The organism is Patulibacter sp. (assembly GCF_030655195.1).
Classification (GTDB): Bacteria; Actinomycetota; Thermoleophilia; order Solirubrobacterales; family Solirubrobacteraceae; genus Patulibacter.
This window is the reverse complement of record NZ_JAURWA010000032.1, coordinates 1-17,288: the sequence shown is the minus strand read 5'-3', so window position 1 is coordinate 17,288 and position 17,288 is coordinate 1. Positions and strand designations below refer to the sequence as shown.

Here is a 17,288-nt window from a genome sequence, read left to right as displayed (position 1 = left end):
CGGCCGGGCGGCCCCGGCGGCGGTGCCCGCCTGCGCGACGACGCGGGTGGCGCCGTCGGCCAGGTCGACCAGGTGCAGGCGGCACCGGTCGGCACCCAGGAGCTCCACCGTCCCGTCGCACGCCGCGGCGCCGAGCTCGCCGCGGCCCGGGACGGTGGCGATGCGCCGGACGAGCGCGGCCAGCCGGTCGAGCGCCACGACGCGCCGCAGCTCGCCGTCGTGCAGCCGGGCGTTCTCCACGGGCCCGCCGACGAGGGCCGCGACCTGCTCGAGGAGGACGAGGGCCTGGGGTCCGAACGCCCGGGGCGCCTCCGCGTGGACCACCAGCACCCCGATCACGAGGCCCGTGCGTCCGCGCAGCGGCACCGCGGCGGTCGACGCGAACCGGCTCTCCCGCAGGCCCGGGACGACCGGCGGCCGCTCGTCGGCGTCGGCGTCCCCGCCCACGACCACGGCCTCGTCGCGGCGCACCACGTGGCCGGCCGTCCCCTCGTGGAGCCCGAACGCGATGCGGTCGACGCTCTCGGCGAACGCCGGCGACGCGGCGCGGACCGTCAGCCGGTCGTCGTCGCGGAGGCAGATCAGGCAGGCGTCACCGCCCGCGGCGTCCTCCAGGAGCGCGACGACCGCCGGCAGCAGGCGCGCCAGGCCGGGCCCCTCAGCGACGGCGTCCAGCACCTGCAGCAGCCGGTCCCGGTCGAGACCGTCGCCGGCCGGCGGGACACGTGCCACGTCGGCCCGACCGCGGTCCGTCCGCCGGGGGCCGGAGGCGGCGGAGGAGCCTCTGGCGTGGACGGGACCCGGCACCGTTCCACCCTAGGCCCGGGTGGATGGACTGCACATGCGCCAACGGGCCAAGGTGCGGGCTCCGGACGTGGTCCCGGGGGCGAACCGCGGCGGACGTGTGCAGCCTGGGTACGCCGCGAGGACGCACCGGCCACGGTCGGGCGACGCCGGCCCTAGAACCAGCGGTCGGTGCGCCAGGTCTTCTCGGCCAGGCGCTGCTTGACCTTCGCGACGTACTCCTGGTCGTTCAGGTGCCAGCGGCCCGACGCCCAGACGCCGACGGAGCCCCACACGTCGCCGGCCCGGTACTGCTGCCCGCGCTCGACCTGGTTCAGCCACGGCTGCTTGCCGTCGTGGTAGGCGCGGAGGATCGCGCCGTAGTAGTCGACGTTGAAGGCGGTGTCCTGCGACGTCAGCGGCTCGCAGCAGTGGTAGGGCCGGCGGATCTGCATCAGGCCGAACGAGTCGCCGTTGTCGCCCACGGTGTACATGTGCCACCAGGACTCGACGGTCGCGACCGCCCGCAGCAGGTCCGGATCGATCCGCCACTTGTGGGCGCCCCACTGGAGGATCTCGTCCGTCGTGCCGGTGAAGTGCCCCGTGACCCACTTCTTGTTCGGCATGTCCGAGCGCCGGCGGAAGTCCCGCAGCTGCGCCGTGGTCGGCATGCGGTGGTTCGCGGCGTCGTTGTCGGCGCGGGGCTCGAACGACGAGCGCTGCACGAGCTTCGCGGCGGCGCGGTCCGACCGTGGCTTCGCCTTCGTACCGCCGTTGATCAGCGCCGCGCCCGCCGTGGACGGCAGGGCGAGCAGCAGGGCGAGCAGGAGCGCAGGGAGCAGACGACGCACAGACCTCCCATCGGCCGGTGCCGGCGCGGGCTTGAGTGCGATCGGGCCGCCGTCGGCGAGGAACCGGCCCGCGGCGGTCCGCGGGGCCCGGGGACCCACGACCCCCGGGATAGAGTCGACCCCGTGATCGAGCCGTTCGTCTCCCCCGCCTGGCTGCAGGAGCACCGGGAGGAGGTCGTGCTCGCCGACGTCCGGTACTACCTCGACGGGCGCAACGGCCGCGAGGCCCACGCCGCCGGCCACCTGCCGGGCGCCGTGTACGTCGACCTCGGGACGGTCCTCGCCGGGCCGGCGAGCGAGACCGGCGGACGGCACCCGCTGCCGGACCCCGCCTCGTTCGCGGCCGGGCTCTCCGCCGTGGGCATCGGCGACGACGCCGTCGTGGTGGCCTACGACGACGCCGGCGGGGTGATGGCCGCCCGGCTGGTCTGGATGCTCCGCGCGGTCGGGCAGGACGCCGCGCTGCTCGACGGCGGCCTCGGCTCCGGTCCGCTCGAGGAGGGTGCCGTCGTCCCCGCCACGGCGACCGCGACCGCGCGGGAGTGGCCGGTCGAGCTGCTGGCGACGGTCGACGACGCCACCGACCGCGGCCGCGTCGTCCTCGACGCCCGTCCCCCGGAGCGGTACGCCGGCGCCCCCGACGCGCTGGACCCCCGCGCCGGCCACGTCCCCGGCGCGCGCAACGTCCCCGCGCGGGGCAACGTCGACGCCGAGGGGCGGCTCCTGCCCGTCGACGAGCTCCGCGAGCGGTTCGCCGCGGCCGGCGTCACCGCCGCGTCGGACGTCGTCTCGACCTGCGGCTCCGGCGTCACCGCCTGCCACAACCTCCTGGCGCTGGAGCAGGCCGGCCTGGGACGGGGACGGCTCTGGCCCGGGTCCTGGTCCGCCTACAGCCGCGACGCGTCGCGCCCGGTGGTGACGGGCGCCGAGCCCGGCTGAGCCGCAGCACCGACGGCCGCGCGGCGGCCGGACGCGGGGACCCGGCAAGATGCCACGTCGATGGCTCCCGCCCCCAAGAACCTCGTCAACCTCAAGGCGGTCGACAAGGGCTACGCCAGCCGCAGCGTCCTGTCCGACGTCACCCTCGGCATCGAGGCCGGCGACCGGATCGGCATCGTCGGCAAGAACGGCGACGGCAAGTCCACGCTGATGCGCCTGATCGCCGGCCTGGAGGACCCCGACGCCGGGGCCGTGACCCGCGTGGGCTCGCTCGACCTCGCGCTCGTCGGACAGGGCGACTCCCTGCACCCCGAGAAGACGATCCGGCAGGAGCTCGTCGGGAACCGCCCCGACCACGAGTGGGCCGGCGACAAGACGTTCCGCTCCGTCCTCGAGGGGCTGCTCGGCGGCGTCGAGCTGCGCCGGTTCCCCAAGGGCCTCGACACCGTCATCGGGCCGCTCTCCGGCGGCGAGCGCCGACGCATCGCGCTCGCGAAGCTGCTCCTGGACTCCCCCGACCTGCTGCTGCTGGACGAGCCCACCAACCACCTCGACGTCGAGGGCGTGTCGTGGCTGGCCGGGTTCCTCGCCAGGCGACGCGGCACGATGGTCGTCATCACCCACGACCGGTGGTTCCTCGACGAGGTCTGCACGACCACGTGGGAGGTCGTCGACGGGACGGTCCACCAGTACGAGGGCGGCTACGCGTCCTACGTGCTGGCCCGCGCCGAGCGGGACCGTCAGGAGGCCTCCCAGGACGCCCGGCGCCGCCAGCTCCTGCGGAAGGAGCTCGCATGGCTGCGGCGCGGGCCGCCGGCGCGGACGTCGAAGCCGAAGTTCCGGATCGACGCCGCCAACGAGCTGATCGCCGACGAGCCGGCGCCCCGCGACGGCGTCGAGCTGCTGCGCTTCGCGACCCGGCGGCTGGGCGGGAAGGTCATCGACGTCGAGGACGCCTCGGTGGCCTACGGCGACAAGGTGCTGCTCGACCACGCCACCTGGCGCCTGGGCCCCGGCGACCGCTTCGCGCTGGTCGGCGTCAACGGCGCCGGCAAGACGACGCTGATCAACGTGATCAGCGGCGCGCTGGAGCCGCAGGCCGGCGAGGTCCAGCGCGGCACCACCGTCCGCCTCGCGCAGCTCTCGCAGGACACCGTCGAGATCCCCGGAAACCTGCGGGTCCTGGAGTCGCTCGAGGAGGTCCGCGGCCGCACGACGACGCACGACGGGCTCGAGCTCACGGCGGGGCAGCTCTGCGAGCGCTTCGGCTTCAAGGGCGCCCGGGCCCGCACGCTGGTCAAGGACCTCTCCGGCGGCGAGCGCCGGCGTCTGCAGCTCATGCGGCTGCTGATGGAGGAGCCCAACGTGCTCATCCTGGACGAGCCGACCAACGACCTGGACATCGACACGCTGACCGCGCTCGAGGACCTGCTCGACGCGTGGCCGGGCACCCTCATCGTCGTCTCCCACGATCGCTACTTCGTCGAGCGGGTCTGCGACGACGTCTACGGCCTGATGGGCGACGGCGGCGTCCGGCACCTGCCGGGCGGGATCGACGAGTACCTGCGCCTGCGGCACGCGGCCGAGACCGCCGACGCCGCGGGCCGCACCGGCGAGGGCGCCCCGACGGGCGTGCCGACCCCGAGGGCGAAGGCCGCGGCCCTGACCGGCGGCGCGCTGCGCGACGCCCGCAAGGAGGTCGCCCGGATGGAGCGCCAGATCGAGAAGCTGGGCGAGGCCGAGGCCGCCCTCTACGAGGAGATGGCGGCCGCCGCCACCGACCCCGGCGCGCTGCGCGAGATCGGCGACCGCCAGGCCGCGCTGGCGACCGAGCGCGAGCAGCTCGAGGCCGCCTGGATGGAGGCCTCGGAGGCCATCGAGGGCTGAGAGGGGACCGGGCCCCGCCCCGAGCGTCTCGGGCCGGACCGCGTCGCACGTCGGCACGGCTCGGCGCACCCGGAGAGGGGACCGGGCCCCGCCCCGAGCGTCTCGGGCCGGACCGCGTCGCACGTCGGCACGGCTCGGCGCACCCGGAGAGGGGACCGGGCCCCGCCCCGGGCGTCCCGGGCCGGACCGCGTCGGACGTCGACACGGCCCGGCGCACCCGGTCAGGGCAGGTCGACCCCGGCCAGGTCCGCCGAGAGCGTCCACAGGCGCGCGGCCTGCTCCGGGTCCGTCGCGTGGGCCTCGACGCCGCTGTACCGCGTCGCCTCGTCGCCCGGGGTCCGCAGCTCGGCCACGTCGCAGTCCTCGCAGTAGACCCCGCCGAGGCCGTCCAGCGTCGGCGACGTCGCCGCCCACGTGGCCGTCGCCGCCCCGGCCTCGGGCGTCTTGAAGTCCATGAGCGTGTTGCCGTCCGCGTCGACCCAGCCACGCTCCATCATCTCCTCGCGGGAGAGGTGGCGCTGCAGCGGCGTCATGATCCCGCCGGGGTGCGCGGAGAACGCCCGCACGCCGTGGTCGCGGCCCAGGCGGTCGAGGTGCAGCGCGAACAGGGCGTTGGCGGTCTTGGCCTGCCCGTAGGCCTGCCACTTCTCGTAGCCGCCCCGCTCGAACATCACGTCGTCCCAGCGGATCCCCGAGATCTTGTGGCCCGACGAGGACAGCGCGACCACGCGCGCCCCGTCGCCCGCCACCAGCGCCGGCCAGAGGCGGGCCGTCAGGGCGAAGTGCCCCAGGTGGTTCGTCGCGAACTGCGACTCCCAGCCCGGACCGACCCGGGTCTCCGGGTTGGCCATCACCGCGGCGTCGTTGATCAGCAGGTCGATCGATCGCCCGGTCGCGAGGAACCGACCCGCGAACGCCTCGACGCTGCCGAGGTCGGAGAGGTCGAGCTCGTCGACCTCGATCGTGGCGTCGCCGGGCGCGATCGGGCCGGAGGCCCCGACCGTGGCGGTCGTGCCGACCGCGGCGAGCTCGCCCGCCGCGTGCTCGACCCGCCGGGCCGGCACCACGACGTGCGCACCGGCTCCGACGAGCGCCCGGACGGTCTCCAGACCGATGCCGGAGTACCCGCCGGTGACGACCGCGAGGCGGCCGGAGAGGTCGATCCCCTCCAGCACCTCCGCCGCGGTGCTGGTCGCACCGAAGCCCGATCCGAGGGCGTGCTGGGGCGTGGGGCTGCTCATGCCCCGAGCCTGCCACAGCCGCGCGAGCGGCCCGACGGGACCGGGTGACGACGTACCGGGCCGCGTCGCGTCGGCCCGGACCGCCGGGCCGCGCCCCGCGCCCCCACCCCGTCGCCGGGGGTCCGCCTAGAGCTCGCTCACGTCGTAGCTGTGGCCCGCGGCCCGCAGCCGGTCGGTCAGCACGGTGCCCATCGCGGTGGCGGGGGTCAGGACGCCCGCGGCCTCCGGCAGCCGGTCCTGGTCGTGGGCGAGGCTGAGCCCGGCCTGGCCGAGCATCACGGCGGTGGCCTTGTAGCCCGGGTCGCCCTTCGCGGCGATCCGGCAGCGGAAGCGGCGGCCGGTCGTGGTCGTCGTCGTGACGTCGATGCGGAAGAAGCCCTTCTCGCGCTGCTCCTCGGACGGACCGTCGCCCGGCGCCGGGAGCACCCGGTCCAGGACCTTGCGGGTGGGGCCGAACGACATGCCGCCGACCAGCCCGGCGAGGCCCCCGACGATCGAGGCGGCCTTGACCGCCCCGAGGGGACCGGAGCCGCCGCGCATCAGCTCGCGGTAGCGCAGGCCCCGCCCGTAGGCGTAGCCCTGCAGCGCGTTGGACCGCCGCACCACGCGGGTGTTGACGAGGCCCATGACGAACGGCGCGAGGAACTCGCCGGTGTCGGGGTCCCGGCTGACGCCCACCGGGTCGCGCTCGTCGCGCCCCTCGGGGTCCGCCGACCGGTCCGGCGACAGCGCGTACGGGTCGGCCGCCAGCCGCCGCACGGCCTTGTCGTCCTTGCCCTCGTCGAGCTGACCGCGGAGCGAGTCGATCGTGCCGCCGCTGACGCCGCCGCCGACGCCCTTGACGACGAGGGTGGTCTCCCCCATCTCGCCCGCATCCGCCGCCGCGACCGCCTCGTGCAGCGCGTGCACGCCCAGGTCGGAGGGGATCGAGTCGAAGCCGCACGTGTGGACGATGCGCGCGCCGCTCTCGCGGGCGACCGCGTCGGAGGCGTCGATCGAGCGGCGCATGAAGAGCGTCTCGCCCGTCAGGTCCGCGTAGTGGGTCCCGGCCTCGGCGCACGCCGCCACGAGGGGCAGGCCGTAACGGGCGTACGGGCCGACCGTGGTGAGCACGACCTTCGCCGACCGGGCCAGGGCGTTCAGCGCGCCGGTGTCGAACGAGTCCGCCTCGATCAGCGGCCAGTCCGCGGCGGAGGCCGGCAGCGACGCCCGCACCGCCTCGAGCCTGCTGCGCGATCGCCCGGCCAGCGCGATCGTCGTCCCCGACGGGGCGTGCTCGGCGAGGTAGGCGGCGGTGAGGCGGCCGACGAAGCCGGTGGCGCCGAAGACGACGACGTCGTGCTCGCGGGGGGCGCCTGGTGCGGGGGTGCTCATGCCCGCACGCTACCGCGGGTCGCCCGACCCGGCCCGGACCATACCTTTAGGGTCACCTACTCCCCTGAGACAGGAGTCCCCATGACCTCGATCACCACCCGCCCCCTGCTCCGCCGCACCGCGACATCGGCCGTCGCCGTGCTCGCGGCCGCCGCGCTCGCCGCCTGCGGATCCGACGACGGCGGGTCGGACGCCACGACCGCCGCCGGCGGGGCGACGGGCGGGGCGTTCCCCGTCACGATCACCCACAAGTTCGGCCGCACCGAGGTGCCGAAGGCCCCGCAGCGCGTCGTCGCCGTCGGCTACAACGACCAGGACTTCGCGCTCGCGCTCGGCGTCACGCCGCTCGGCTTCCGCCAGTTCCAGGGGGCCGACATCGCCGACCGTCCCTGGGCCCGGGAGGCCCTCGGCGGGGCGAAGCCCGAGGTCGTGGGCGAGACCGACCTCGGCGTCGAGAAGATCGCCGCGCTGCGCCCGGACCTGCTGCTGGCGGTCTACTCGGGGATCACCTCGAAGGAGTACGGCACGCTCTCGGAGCTGGCCCCGACGGTCGCCCAGTCGGCGAAGCACGTCGATTACGGCGAGCCGTGGCAGGAGCAGCTGCGGACCACCGGCGAGGCGCTCGGCCGGGAGCAGCGGGCCGCGGAGGTCGAGAAGGACGTCGAGGCCGGGGTCGCGAAGGCCCGGGAGGCCGACGGCACCGCCGGCCGCTCCGTCGTGCTGGCCTCGGGGAGCGACGGGAAGTTCTTCGCGTTCGCCTCCGCCGACCTGCGCAGCCGGTTCTTCACCGCGCTGGGGATGAAGGTCCCCGGGCGGATCGACCGCCTCGCGGGCAAGACCTTCTACGCCGACGTCAGCGAGGAGCGGCTCGACCTCCTGGAGGCCGACCTGCTCGTGATCTACGGCGACGAGCAGGAGCTCCTGAAGCGCCCGACGTTCGCGCGGCTGAAGGCCGTCCGCGAGGGCCGCGTCGTCTACCTCGACGAGCAGGGCGCGATCTCGCAGGCCGTCGGGTTCAGCAGCCCGCTGAGCATCCCCTACGCCCTCGCGAAGCTCCGTCCGCGGATCGCCGCCGCGATCGACGGCGACCCGGCGACCAAGCCTCAGGGCACCGGCCCCGCGTTCGACTGACCCGCGAAGCGGGCGCCGGGAACCGGCGCCCGCCCGTGGGCGTCAGCCCTTGAGGAAGCCCAGCAGCGCCGTGTTGAACTCGTCGGCGTGCGTGGCGTTGATCGCGTGCGGCCCGCCCTCGATGACGTGCAGCGTCGCGTTCTCGATCGCCTCGGCGGAGCGCTTGCCCGAGACCTCGAACGGCACGATGGCGTCCGAGTCGCCATGGATGACCAGGGTCGGCACCGTCACCTTCGCGACGTCGCCGCGGAAGTCGGTGCGACCGAACGCCGCGATGCAGTCCAGCGTGCCCTTCGGCGACGCGAAGGCGGCGATCTGCTTGGCGTAGAGGCGCTGGTCCTCCGAGATCAGGTCCGTGCGATCGCCCGCGGCGAAGAAGTTCGTCGTGAACCCCTCGAGGAACGCGAGCCGGTCGCCCTTCACGCCGCCCTCGAACTCGCCGATCGTGGCGTCGTCGAGACCGCCGTCGGGGTTGTCGTCGCTCTTGTAGAGGTACGGCGGGACGGCGGCGGCCAGGACGGCCTTGGCGATCCGGTCGGTGCCGTACTTCGAGATGTAGCGGACGACCTCGCCGCCGCCCATCGAGAAGCCGACGAGCGTGACGCCGGTCAGGTCGAGGTGCTGCAGCAGGGCGTCGAGGTCCGCGGCGAAGCGGTCGTAGTCGTAGCCCTCCCACGGCTGCGACGAGTCGCCGAAGCCGCGGCGGTCGTACGTCACGACGCGGTGGCCGGCGTCGATGAGCGCCGGGACCTGAGCCTCCCAGGAGCGACCCGACAGGGGCCAGCCGTGGATCAGGACGACGGGGGCGCCGTCGCGGGGCCCGTGGTCCTCGAAGTAGAGCTCGACGGGGGTGCCGTTCTCGGTGTCGACGCTGAGCCTGGCCATGGGGATCTCCTCTGTTCGCCTGGACCGGGCGCAGGGCGCGCCTTCGGTCCTTCCTTCTGCAACTACCAACGTGCGGAGGGTCGCAAACGGGCGCCTCCGACCAGGCCCGGTGGCCGATCCGCGGGCGACGGTCGCCGGCCGGCGACCGGCCCTCAGCCGCCCTGCTTGGCGTACAGCTCGTCGAGCAGGGCCGCCCGGTCGTCCAGCGCGTAGCGCTCCTCGAGGTGCGCCTCGATCTCGTCGCGCGGCACGCCGTCGAGGACGAGGTTCAGCGCGACCATGCGGGCGCCGGCCACGTCCGTGCTGCGCTGGGCGGGGACGCCGGAGAGCGGCAGCTCGGGAGCGACGGGCGCCCGGGCGGGTTCCGCGGGCTGCGGGTCGGCCTCGACGAGGACGCCGTCGACGGTCTCGGCGGCGCCGGCGTCCGGCTCGGCGGGTGCGGCCGCGGCAGGCTCGACCGCCGACTCGGGCGGCAGCGGCGCGACGAACGGCGGCGCGGCGGCGGGCTCGACCGGGGCGACGGACCCGGAGGCCGCGACCGGTGCGGGCTCGCCGACGGCTCCTGCGGCCTCCCGGGAGGCCCCGCCCGACCCGAGCCCGCCGACCTCGACGACCTGGGCGTGCAGCGTGGCGAGGTCCGCCCCGATGCCGCCGGCCGACGAGCGGACGTTGGTGAGCAGCCCGGAGACGGTCTGCTCCAGCGCCCCGATGCGATCGAGCATCGTGCTCGTGGCCTCCTGCACGGCGGCGACGTGGGACTGCGCCTCGGACGACGCGGCCTCGCGGGTGGCGGCGGCGTCGGCGAGCGCGGAGGCGCGCACCGCCTCCGCCTCCTCGCGGGCCGTCCGCTCGATCTCGGCCGCCGTGGTCTCGGCCGCCTCGACGATGCCGCGGATCCGCTCGGACGCGCTCGACGCCAGCGACGCCGCGGCCTCGGGGGCGGGCGTCGCGGCGCGCAGCGCCTCGACGTCGGCGGCGAGCTGCGCGAGGTGCGCGTCGACGGCGACGGTCTCGTAGCCGCGACGGGAGATGGGGAAGTCGCGCTTCTCGATGCTCTGACGGTCCAGGGACATGCGCAGGGGTACCTTCGGGCGTGGGAGGCGGGCCGCGGCCGAATCTATACGACCCGTCGGGCGCCGATGGTCCGGCCGCCACGGGTCGCGGGCTCGCGGCCCCCGTTCCGGCCTCGTGGCACCCCGGGTCCGTCGGATCGGCGCCGCGGGGTCGTCCGACGAGCACCGCGGGGCCCCTCGACCGTCGCCGCGGGCCGCTCAGCCGTCGTCGCCGGACCCGCGCAGCACGGGGCCTGCGGCCGTCCGGGTGACCAGCCCGTCGCGGACGAGACCGTCCAGCGCGCGCTCGAGCCGCTCCGGCCCGATCCCGTCGGGCCACGGCTCGTCGCCGGCCAGCGACGCGACGATCCGGCCGCGGACGTAGCGGTCGGTGTCCTCGAACCTGGTCCGCGATCCGCTCGGCGCCCGCGGCGGCACGACGACGCGACCGGCGGAGCGGCACCAGCGGGCGGCCGGGCAGCGCGGGCAGTCCGCGCTCCGGGCGCGGCAGACGACCGCCCCGAGCTCCATCGCGGCCTGGTTCCACGTCGGGACCCGGTCGTCGGCCGGCAGCAGCTCGTCCGGCCCGCCGAGCCCGAGGCGCTCGCTGATCCGGACGACGTTCGTGTCGACGGCGGCGATGCGCTCGCCGAACGCGAACGAGGCGACCGCCGCGGCGGTGTACGGACCGACGCCGGGCAGGGCGCGCAGACCGCGGGCGTCCTCCGGCCAGCCGTCGCGGGCCACGACGGCGCACGCGTCCTGCAGCCGGACGGCGCGCGAGTTGTAGCCCAGCCCGACCCAGGCCCCGAGCACGTCGCGCCGGTCCGCGGCGGCCAGGTCGGCGGCCGTGGGCCAGCGGTCGATCCAGGCCTCGAAGCGCGGGACCACCCGCGCCACCTGGGTCTGCTGCAGCATCACCTCGGAGACGAGGATCGCGTAGGGATCGTCGGTGCGCCGCCACGGGAGGTCGCGGTGGACCTCCGCGTACCAGTCCAGCACGGCCTCGCGGGCGGCGTCGCGATCGGCCGCGAGCTCCGACGCCGTGCCCGGGACGTCCGGGGGCGGGGACTCCCTCGCCATCAGCCCGCCAGGGTCGCCAGGCGGGCGGCGGCCTCGTCGATGACGTCCTCGCGCTTGCAGTACGCGAAGCGCACGAGGGTGCGCCCGACGTCGGGGTCGTCGCAGAAGACGCTGACGGGGATGCCCGCGACGCCGCACCTCCGGGGCAGGTCGCGGCAGAAGGCGGCCCCGTCGGTCTCGCCGATCGAGGCCACGTCGACGGTCGCGAAGTAGCCGCCCTGCGGCACGTAGGTGGTCAGCCCGGCCGCCCGCAGCCCGGCGCAGAGCCGGTCGCGCCGCGACCGCAGGGTGTCCCGGACGCCGGCGAAGAACGCGTCGTCGAGCGCGAGCGCCCGGGCCACCGCGGCCTGCAACGGGCCGTGGCCGGAGAACGTGAGGAACTGCTTGGCCGTGGCGACCGCGTCGACGAGGTCGGGCGGCCCGGTCACCCAGCCGACCTTCCAGCCGGTCAGCGCGAACGTCTTGCCGGCGGACGAGACCGTGAGGGTGCGCCCGGCCATGCCGGGGAGCGTCGCGAGCGGCAGGTGCTCGCCGTCGAACGCGAGGTGCTCGTACACCTCGTCGCAGATCGCCACGAGGTCGTGCTCGACGCAGACCGCCGCGACCTGCTCGAGCTCCGCCCGGGTGAACACCCGGCCCGTGGGGTTGTGCGGCGAGTTCAGGATCAGCGCCCGGGCGACGGCCCCGCCGGTCCCGTCACCGCGGACGGCCGCCCGCAGCGCTTCGGGGTCGAACGCGAAGTCGGGGGCCCGCAGCGGGACGGTCCGGCGCACAGCGCCCGCCATCGCGATCCCGGCGCCGTAGGAGTCGTAGTACGGCTCGAACGTGACGACCGCGTCGCCGGGCTCGCAGAGGCCGAGGAGCGCCGCGGCGACGCCCTCCGTCGCCCCGACGGTGACCTGGACCTGCCGGTCGGCGTCGAGCTCGCGGCCGTACCACCTGGCGGCGTGGGCGACGACCGCGGCCCGCAGCTCGGGCGTGCCCCGGCCGGGCGTGTACTGGTTCGGTCCGGCGAGCAGCGCGGCGGCCGCGGCCTCGCGGATCTCGAGCGGCCCGTCCTCGTCCGGGAACCCCTGGCCGAGGTTGACCGCGCCGGTCTGCGCGGCCAGCGCGGTCATCTCGGCGAAGATCGTCGTCCCGTACCCGCGCAGGTGCGCGGCCGTCCCGTGCGGCATGCCCACGAGCGTAGGCCGTGGGGCGGGCGGGGTGCGGCGTCGCGCGGCGGGCCCGGCCCCGCGGTCCGGCGGCGCCGACCCGTCAGGCCGCGGCCTGCGGCCCCGCGGCCGGGGACTCGGCCTGCGCGATCGCGGTCGCCACGGCGACGTCCTCGATCACGTGGTCGCCCATCGTGGTGCGGACGAGCGGCGGGGCGATCAGCTCGGCACGACTGGTGTCGTCGGACCCGACGATGAACTCGAGCTGCGGGACGGCGACGAAACGGCGGTACGACATGGTGGGGGACCTCTCAGCGGATGGGGGGCTGCTGCACGACCGATACTCCCCCATCCCCGTACGCCCGACCTGTGGACTTCCGAAGAGGTTCCTGAGGACGCGTCGGCGCCCGACGCGCGCCGGCCGGCAGCGGGGCCGGGGAGCGGCGACCGGGGAGCACCCCGCCCCTCCGCCCCGGCCCGCCTACGCCGCGTCGACGGTGTCGGCGTCGGCCGGCGCGGCGGTGCCGTCCGCCTCGCCGCGGCGGTCGAGCTCCTGGCGCAGCTCGCGCAGCTCGTCGCGCAGGGCGGCGGCGTGCTCGAACCGGAGCTCCTCCGCGGCGGCGAGCATCTCCTCCTCGAGCGCGACGAAGCGCTTGTCGAGCTCGGCCGTCGTGAGCTTGTCCGTCTCCTCCTGCTTCTTGCGGCGCCGCTTGCCCTTGGGCAGCTTCGACTCGCCCTGCAGGAACTCGCCGATGTCGGAGACGCCCTTGGCGATCGTCGTCGGCGTGATGCCGTGCTCCTCGTTGTAGGCGATCTGGATCTCGCGGCGGCGGTCCGTCTCGCCGATCGCCTGGGTCATGGCGTCGGAGTGCTTGTCGGCGTACATGATCACGCGGCCCTCGACGTTGCGGGCCGCGCGGCCGATCGTCTGGATCAGCGCCGTGGAGCCGCGGAGGAAGCCCTCCTTGTCGGCGTCGAGGATCGCCACGAGCGTGACCTCGGGCAGGTCGAGGCCCTCGCGCAGCAGGTTGACGCCGACGAGCGCGTCGAACTCGCCGAGGCGGAGCTCGCGGATGATCTGGATCCGCTCCAGCGTGTCGACGTCGGAGTGCAGGTAGCGGACCTTGAAGCCGTTCTCGAGCAGGTACGTCGTCAGGTCCTCGGCCATCTTCTTCGTCAGCGTCGTGACCAGCGTCCGCTCGTCGCGGTCCCGTCGCGCCCGGATCTCGTTCATCAGGTCGTCGGCCTGCCCCATCGACGGACGCACGTCGATCGGCGGGTCGACGATGCCGGTCGGGCGGACGATCTGCTCGACGACGGTCTCGGACCGGGCGGTCTCGAACTTGCCCGGCGTGGCGGACACGAGCACCATCTGCGGTGCGATCGAGAGGAACTCGTCGAACGTCTGCGGCCGGTTGCCCATCGCGCTGGGCAGCCGGAAGCCGTAGTCGACGAGGGTCTGCTTGCGCGACCGGTCGCCCTCGTACATGCCGCCGATCTGCGGCACGGTCTGGTGCGACTCGTCGAGGAAGCAGACGAAGTCCTCGGGGAAGTAGTCCAGCAGGCAGTACGGCCGCTCGCCGGGCTTGCGGCCGTCGGTGATCTGCGAGTAGTTCTCGATGCCGTTGCAGAAGCCCATCTCCCGCAACATCTCCATGTCGTAGCGGGTGCGCTGCTGCAGGCGGTGGCTCTCGAGCTCCTTGCCCTCGGACTCCAGGACCTTGATGCGGTCCTCGAGCTCGCGGCCGATCTCGTCGACCACGCGCTCCATCTGGCCCTCGGGCGTCGTGTAGTGCGACGCCGGCCAGACGGCGACGTGCTCGAGGTCGTCCTCGAGCAGCTCGCCGGTCAGCGTGTCGAGGTGCTGCAGCCGCTCGACCTCGTCGCCGAAGAGCGTGACGCGGAAGGCGGTCTCGGCGTAGGCCGGGAAGATCTCGATCGTCTCGCCGCGCGCGCGGAACGTGCCGCGGGCGAGCGCGGTGTCGTTGCGCTGGTACTGGATGTGGACGAGCTTGGCGAGCAGCTCGTCGCGGTCGATCTCGTCACCGCGCTTGAGCACGATGAGGTTGCGGTCGTACGTGTCCGGCGACCCGAGGCCGTAGATCGCGGAGACCGACGCGATGATCACGACGTCCTTGCGGGCGAAGAGCGCGGCGGTCGCGGCGTGGCGCAGCCGGTCGATCTCCTCGTTGATCGCCGAGTCCTTCTCGATGTAGAGGTCCTTCGACGGGACGTACGCCTCGGGCTGGTAGTAGTCGTAGTAGGAGACGAAGTACTCGACGGCGTTCTGCGGGAAGAACGTGCGGAACTCGTTGCAGAGCTGGGCGGCCAGCGTCTTGTTGTGCGCCATCACGAGCGCGGGGCGCTGCAGGCGCTCGATGGTGGAGGCCATCGTCATCGTCTTACCGGTGCCCGTGGCGCCCAGCAGCGTCGTGAACGGCGAGCCGCCCTCGACGCTCTCGACGATGGCGTCGATCGCCTTGGGCTGGTCGGCCTTCGGGGTCCATCCGGCGGCGAGCTTGAACGGCGGCATCGCGTCCCAGCGTAGCGAGGGCCGCACCCGTCCCTGTCGAACGGGCGTTCGTACGCGGACAGCCACGGTCCGCATGGGCGCCGGACGCCCCTCGCGGCGCGCGCAATACCCTGGAGGGGCATGCCCGCCGAGGTCGATCCGAACTTCCCCTACGGTCTGGACCGCCCGCGTCAGGCCCGGGCCACCGCCGGCGTCGGGATGATCCTCGGCGTCGTGACCCTCGTCTCGGCGCTGCTGCCCGGGGCGTTCGACGGGGCCCGAGCGCTGTTCGTCCTCGTCCTGCTGCTGGCGTGCCTGTCGAGCTTCGTGATCTCGGGCGGGCTCTTCCGCACCGCGTCGGCGTCGAAGGTCAAGGCCGCGGACCGGCTGCTCAACGGCCTGGACCTGCGCGGTGACGAGGACGCGCTGGACCTCGGCTGCGGCACCGGCCTGATGTGCGCCGGGCTCGCGGTGCGCCTGCCCGACGGCCAGGTCACCGGCGTCGACGCGTGGATCGAGGGGCAGCTGACCCCGAACGGCCACAAGGTCACCAAGCGCACGCTGTCGCTCGCCGGCGTGAAGGGCGTGACGGTCCGCACCGGCTCGATCCGCGAGCTGCCGGTGCAGGACGACGCCGTCGATCTCGTCGTGTCGCGGGACGTGCTCGCCCTCCTGCCGTCGGACACCGCCCGCGTCGAGGCGGTCCGCGAGCTCGTCCGCGTCCTGCGCCCCGGCGGCCGCGTCGCCCTGCTCGAGCCGTTCCGCACCCGGATCGTCGTCCGCGAGCTGCGCACCCTGGGCCTGACGGACGCGACGCGCTCGCGACGGCGGTGGACGACGATGCCCCCGCTGCGCACGATCACGGCGACGAAGCCGCCGGCCCCGCGGGGCTGAGGCACCGGCGGCGTCCGACGTCCGCCGGGACCCGCCCGGCCCGGCCGGTCGTGCGTCGTCGCGGCCGGGCGACCCGCACGACCGGTCCCGACGCGCGGCCGGACGCTGCTAGGACGTGCGCTCGGTGCCGCGCTCGTCCAGGCGGCACACGAGCACGACCTGGTCGCGGTCGTCGCCCGGCGCGACGCGGATCGCCCCCGGGATGCGGGCGACCTCGTGGTACCCGGCCCGGGCGTAGAACGATTCGAGGCCCTCTCCCCCGCGTACCGTCAGGTGCAGCATCTCCAGCCCGGCGTCCTGGGCGATGTCGCCGAGGCCGTCGAGCAGCACGGCACCGAGCCCGGATCCCTGGTGGTCGGGGTGGACCTGGACGCGCAGCACCCAGCGCCAGTGCTCCGAGAGCAGGCGGTCGTTGGCGGCGACGAACGCGAACCCGGCGACGTCGCGCCAGCCCGACGCAGCCCCGTCGTCGGCGAGCGGCTCCTCCGGGTCGCCCCAGGCCCGGACGACGACGAGCCAGTCGCGCCCGTGGTGCACGCGTTGCAGGGCCGCCTCGAGTGCCGGCGCGACCTGCGCCTCGACGACCGGCGGGACGAACCCGACCCAGCCGCCCGCGTTCGACACGTCGGTCCAGATCGTCAGCAGCCGGGCGCGCAGGACCGGGTCGACGTGCCCGATCCGCTCGACCCGTGCGGCGCCGAAGACCGGCCGGGTCGCCTCCTCCGCGGGGACGAGGTCCGCGGTCGACTGCGCGGTGTCGCCGGACGGGCCGACGCCCCCGGGCGTCTCGGCCGCGCCGTCGGTCGCGGACGGGCGCATCGAGGAGCCGACCGGCCCGTCCTCGCCCGTCGTCGCGGCCCCGGTCGGGTCGGGGCTCACAGCCCGAGCTCGGACCGGTACGTCCGCCGGTAGTCGCGCTGCGCGTCGAGGACCTTCTCGACGTAGTGCTTCGTCTCGGGGAACCCGATGCGCGAGATCGTCATCGACACCCCCGCGGCGTCGGCCTCGCGCTTCCACCGCTGGGCGTTGCCCGGACCGGCGTTGTACGCCGCGACCGCCAGGGTCGTGTTGCCGTCGAACCGGCGCAGCATGTCGCGCAGCCGCCACGTGCCGTACCGGATGTTCACGTCGGCGGTGTGGAGGTCGCCGATGGCGAAGGTGTTGGCCCCCGACTCCCGGGCGATGTCCCGCGCGGTGTCCGGTGTGACCTGCATCAGACCGAGTGCCCCGGCCGGCGACTCCTGGTTGTCGCGGAAGCGCGACTCGGCGTAGATGACGCCGGCGACCAGGGCCGGGTCGAGGCCCTTCTCCCTCGACTGCTGCTTGATGATGTCCTCGTGCTTCAGGGGCAGGCGGATCTCGGTGACCGCGCCCTCGATCTTCGGCCGCAGCCCGGACCAGGCGAGCGCGCCGACGCCGACGAGCAGCAGCGCCACGACGAGCAGCCGCCGCAGACCCGCGACGCGCGACGGCGGACGCCGGCGATCGCCGCGCCCGGCGGG

Annotated in this window: 16 protein-coding genes; 4 read left to right on the top strand and 12 right to left on the bottom strand. The window is 74.9% G+C overall.

Annotation, left to right across the window (positions count from 1 at the left end):
- The coding region (locus tag Q7T67_RS03720) for a GAF domain-containing protein (RefSeq protein WP_304786127.1) at positions 1-732 on the bottom strand (732 nt) is incomplete at its 3' end.
- A 227-nt stretch (positions 733-959) separates the two neighbouring features.
- Positions 960-1,634, bottom strand: a complete 675-nt coding sequence (locus Q7T67_RS03715) for a transglycosylase SLT domain-containing protein (protein WP_304786125.1) — start codon at positions 1,632-1,634, stop codon at positions 960-962.
- 123 nt (positions 1,635-1,757) lie between these two features.
- On the opposite strand from Q7T67_RS03715, the gene Q7T67_RS03710 reads away from it, so the two are divergent.
- A complete protein-coding gene (locus Q7T67_RS03710; RefSeq protein WP_304786123.1) occupies positions 1,758-2,573 on the top strand; it encodes a sulfurtransferase in 816 nt (271 codons plus the stop codon).
- A 60-nt stretch (positions 2,574-2,633) separates the two neighbouring features.
- Complete coding sequence (locus tag Q7T67_RS03705; RefSeq protein WP_304786121.1) at positions 2,634-4,460, top strand: ABC-F family ATP-binding cassette domain-containing protein; 1,827 nt, start codon at positions 2,634-2,636, stop codon at positions 4,458-4,460.
- 221 nt (positions 4,461-4,681) lie between these two features.
- Here Q7T67_RS03705 and Q7T67_RS03700 read toward each other — a convergent pair whose 3' ends face one another.
- Together Q7T67_RS03700 and Q7T67_RS03695 are read right to left on the bottom strand one after the other, a co-directional pair.
- Entirely contained in the window at positions 4,682-5,701 is a 1,020-nt protein-coding gene (locus tag Q7T67_RS03700; protein WP_304786119.1) for an oxidoreductase, read from the bottom strand.
- 126 nt (positions 5,702-5,827) lie between these two features.
- Positions 5,828-7,075: a trans-acting enoyl reductase family protein gene (locus Q7T67_RS03695; protein WP_304786117.1), complete on the bottom strand. Its 1,248-nt coding sequence runs from the start codon at positions 7,073-7,075 to the stop codon at positions 5,828-5,830.
- 81 nt (positions 7,076-7,156) lie between these two features.
- On the opposite strand from Q7T67_RS03695, the gene Q7T67_RS03690 reads away from it, so the two are divergent.
- Positions 7,157-8,206 carry an iron-siderophore ABC transporter substrate-binding protein gene (locus Q7T67_RS03690; RefSeq protein WP_304786115.1) on the top strand — a complete coding sequence of 350 codons (1,050 nt, stop codon included), beginning with the start codon at positions 7,157-7,159 and terminating at the stop codon, positions 8,204-8,206.
- Positions 8,207-8,248: 42 nt separating this feature from the next.
- Here Q7T67_RS03690 and Q7T67_RS03685 read toward each other — a convergent pair whose 3' ends face one another.
- The 6 genes from Q7T67_RS03685 to uvrB form a co-directional block, all read right to left on the bottom strand.
- The gene (locus Q7T67_RS03685) at positions 8,249-9,091 is read right to left on the bottom strand and encodes an alpha/beta fold hydrolase (protein WP_304786113.1); all 843 of its coding nucleotides are present in this window, start codon (positions 9,089-9,091) and stop codon (positions 8,249-8,251) included.
- A gap of 152 nt (positions 9,092-9,243) precedes the next feature.
- On the bottom strand, positions 9,244-10,164 hold the full coding sequence (locus tag Q7T67_RS03680; protein ID WP_304786111.1) for a hypothetical protein: 921 nt from the start codon (positions 10,162-10,164) through the stop codon (positions 9,244-9,246).
- A 198-nt stretch (positions 10,165-10,362) separates the two neighbouring features.
- Positions 10,363-11,226, bottom strand: a complete 864-nt coding sequence (locus Q7T67_RS03675) for an A/G-specific adenine glycosylase (protein WP_304786109.1) — start codon at positions 11,224-11,226, stop codon at positions 10,363-10,365.
- Positions 11,226-12,401, bottom strand: a complete 1,176-nt coding sequence (locus Q7T67_RS03670; RefSeq protein WP_304786107.1) for a pyridoxal phosphate-dependent aminotransferase — start codon at positions 12,399-12,401, stop codon at positions 11,226-11,228. The genes Q7T67_RS03675 and Q7T67_RS03670 overlap by 1 nt, the downstream gene beginning before the upstream one ends.
- An 82-nt stretch (positions 12,402-12,483) precedes the next feature.
- A complete protein-coding gene (locus tag Q7T67_RS03665; protein ID WP_304786105.1) occupies positions 12,484-12,678 on the bottom strand; it encodes a hypothetical protein in 195 nt (64 codons plus the stop codon).
- Positions 12,679-12,861: 183 nt separating this feature from the next.
- Complete coding sequence (gene uvrB / locus Q7T67_RS03660) at positions 12,862-14,913, bottom strand: excinuclease ABC subunit UvrB (RefSeq protein ID WP_304786102.1); 2,052 nt, start codon at positions 14,911-14,913, stop codon at positions 12,862-12,864.
- 120 nt (positions 14,914-15,033) lie between these two features.
- On the opposite strand from uvrB, the gene Q7T67_RS03655 reads away from it, so the two are divergent.
- Entirely contained in the window at positions 15,034-15,786 is a 753-nt protein-coding gene (locus Q7T67_RS03655; protein ID WP_304786100.1) for a class I SAM-dependent methyltransferase, read from the top strand.
- Between the two features lie 108 nt (positions 15,787-15,894).
- Here the strand turns inward: Q7T67_RS03655 and Q7T67_RS03650 are convergent, their stop codons facing one another.
- Positions 15,895-16,665 carry a GNAT family N-acetyltransferase gene (locus tag Q7T67_RS03650; protein ID WP_304786098.1) on the bottom strand — a complete coding sequence of 257 codons (771 nt, stop codon included), beginning with the start codon at positions 16,663-16,665 and terminating at the stop codon, positions 15,895-15,897.
- A partial coding sequence (locus Q7T67_RS03645) for a lytic transglycosylase domain-containing protein (protein ID WP_304786096.1) occupies positions 16,662-17,288 on the bottom strand: 627 nt, incomplete at its 5' end. The genes Q7T67_RS03650 and Q7T67_RS03645, both read right to left, overlap by 4 nt.

Bases quoted from the DNA above. Each gene is read 5' to 3' on its own strand.
- Q7T67_RS03705 (WP_304786121.1), top strand. From the start codon at position 2,634: ATGGCTCCCGCCCCCAAGAACCTCGTCAACCTCAAGGCGGTCGACAAG.
- Q7T67_RS03700 (WP_304786119.1), bottom strand. From the start codon at position 5,701: ATGAGCAGCCCCACGCCCCAGCACGCCCTCGGATCGGGCTTCGGTGCG.
- Q7T67_RS03695 (WP_304786117.1), bottom strand. From the start codon at position 7,075: ATGAGCACCCCCGCACCAGGCGCCCCCCGCGAGCACGACGTCGTCGTC.
- Q7T67_RS03690 (WP_304786115.1), top strand. From the start codon at position 7,157: ATGACCTCGATCACCACCCGCCCCCTGCTCCGCCGCACCGCGACATCG.
- Q7T67_RS03685 (WP_304786113.1), bottom strand. From the start codon at position 9,091: ATGGCCAGGCTCAGCGTCGACACCGAGAACGGCACCCCCGTCGAGCTC.
- Q7T67_RS03680 (WP_304786111.1), bottom strand. From the start codon at position 10,164: ATGTCCCTGGACCGTCAGAGCATCGAGAAGCGCGACTTCCCCATCTCC.
- Q7T67_RS03675 (WP_304786109.1), bottom strand. From the start codon at position 11,226: ATGGCGAGGGAGTCCCCGCCCCCGGACGTCCCGGGCACGGCGTCGGAG.
- Q7T67_RS03670 (WP_304786107.1), bottom strand. From the start codon at position 12,401: ATGCCGCACGGGACGGCCGCGCACCTGCGCGGGTACGGGACGACGATC.
- Q7T67_RS03665 (WP_304786105.1), bottom strand. From the start codon at position 12,678: ATGTCGTACCGCCGTTTCGTCGCCGTCCCGCAGCTCGAGTTCATCGTC.
- uvrB (WP_304786102.1), bottom strand. From the start codon at position 14,913: ATGCCGCCGTTCAAGCTCGCCGCCGGATGGACCCCGAAGGCCGACCAG.
- Q7T67_RS03655 (WP_304786100.1), top strand. From the start codon at position 15,034: ATGCCCGCCGAGGTCGATCCGAACTTCCCCTACGGTCTGGACCGCCCG.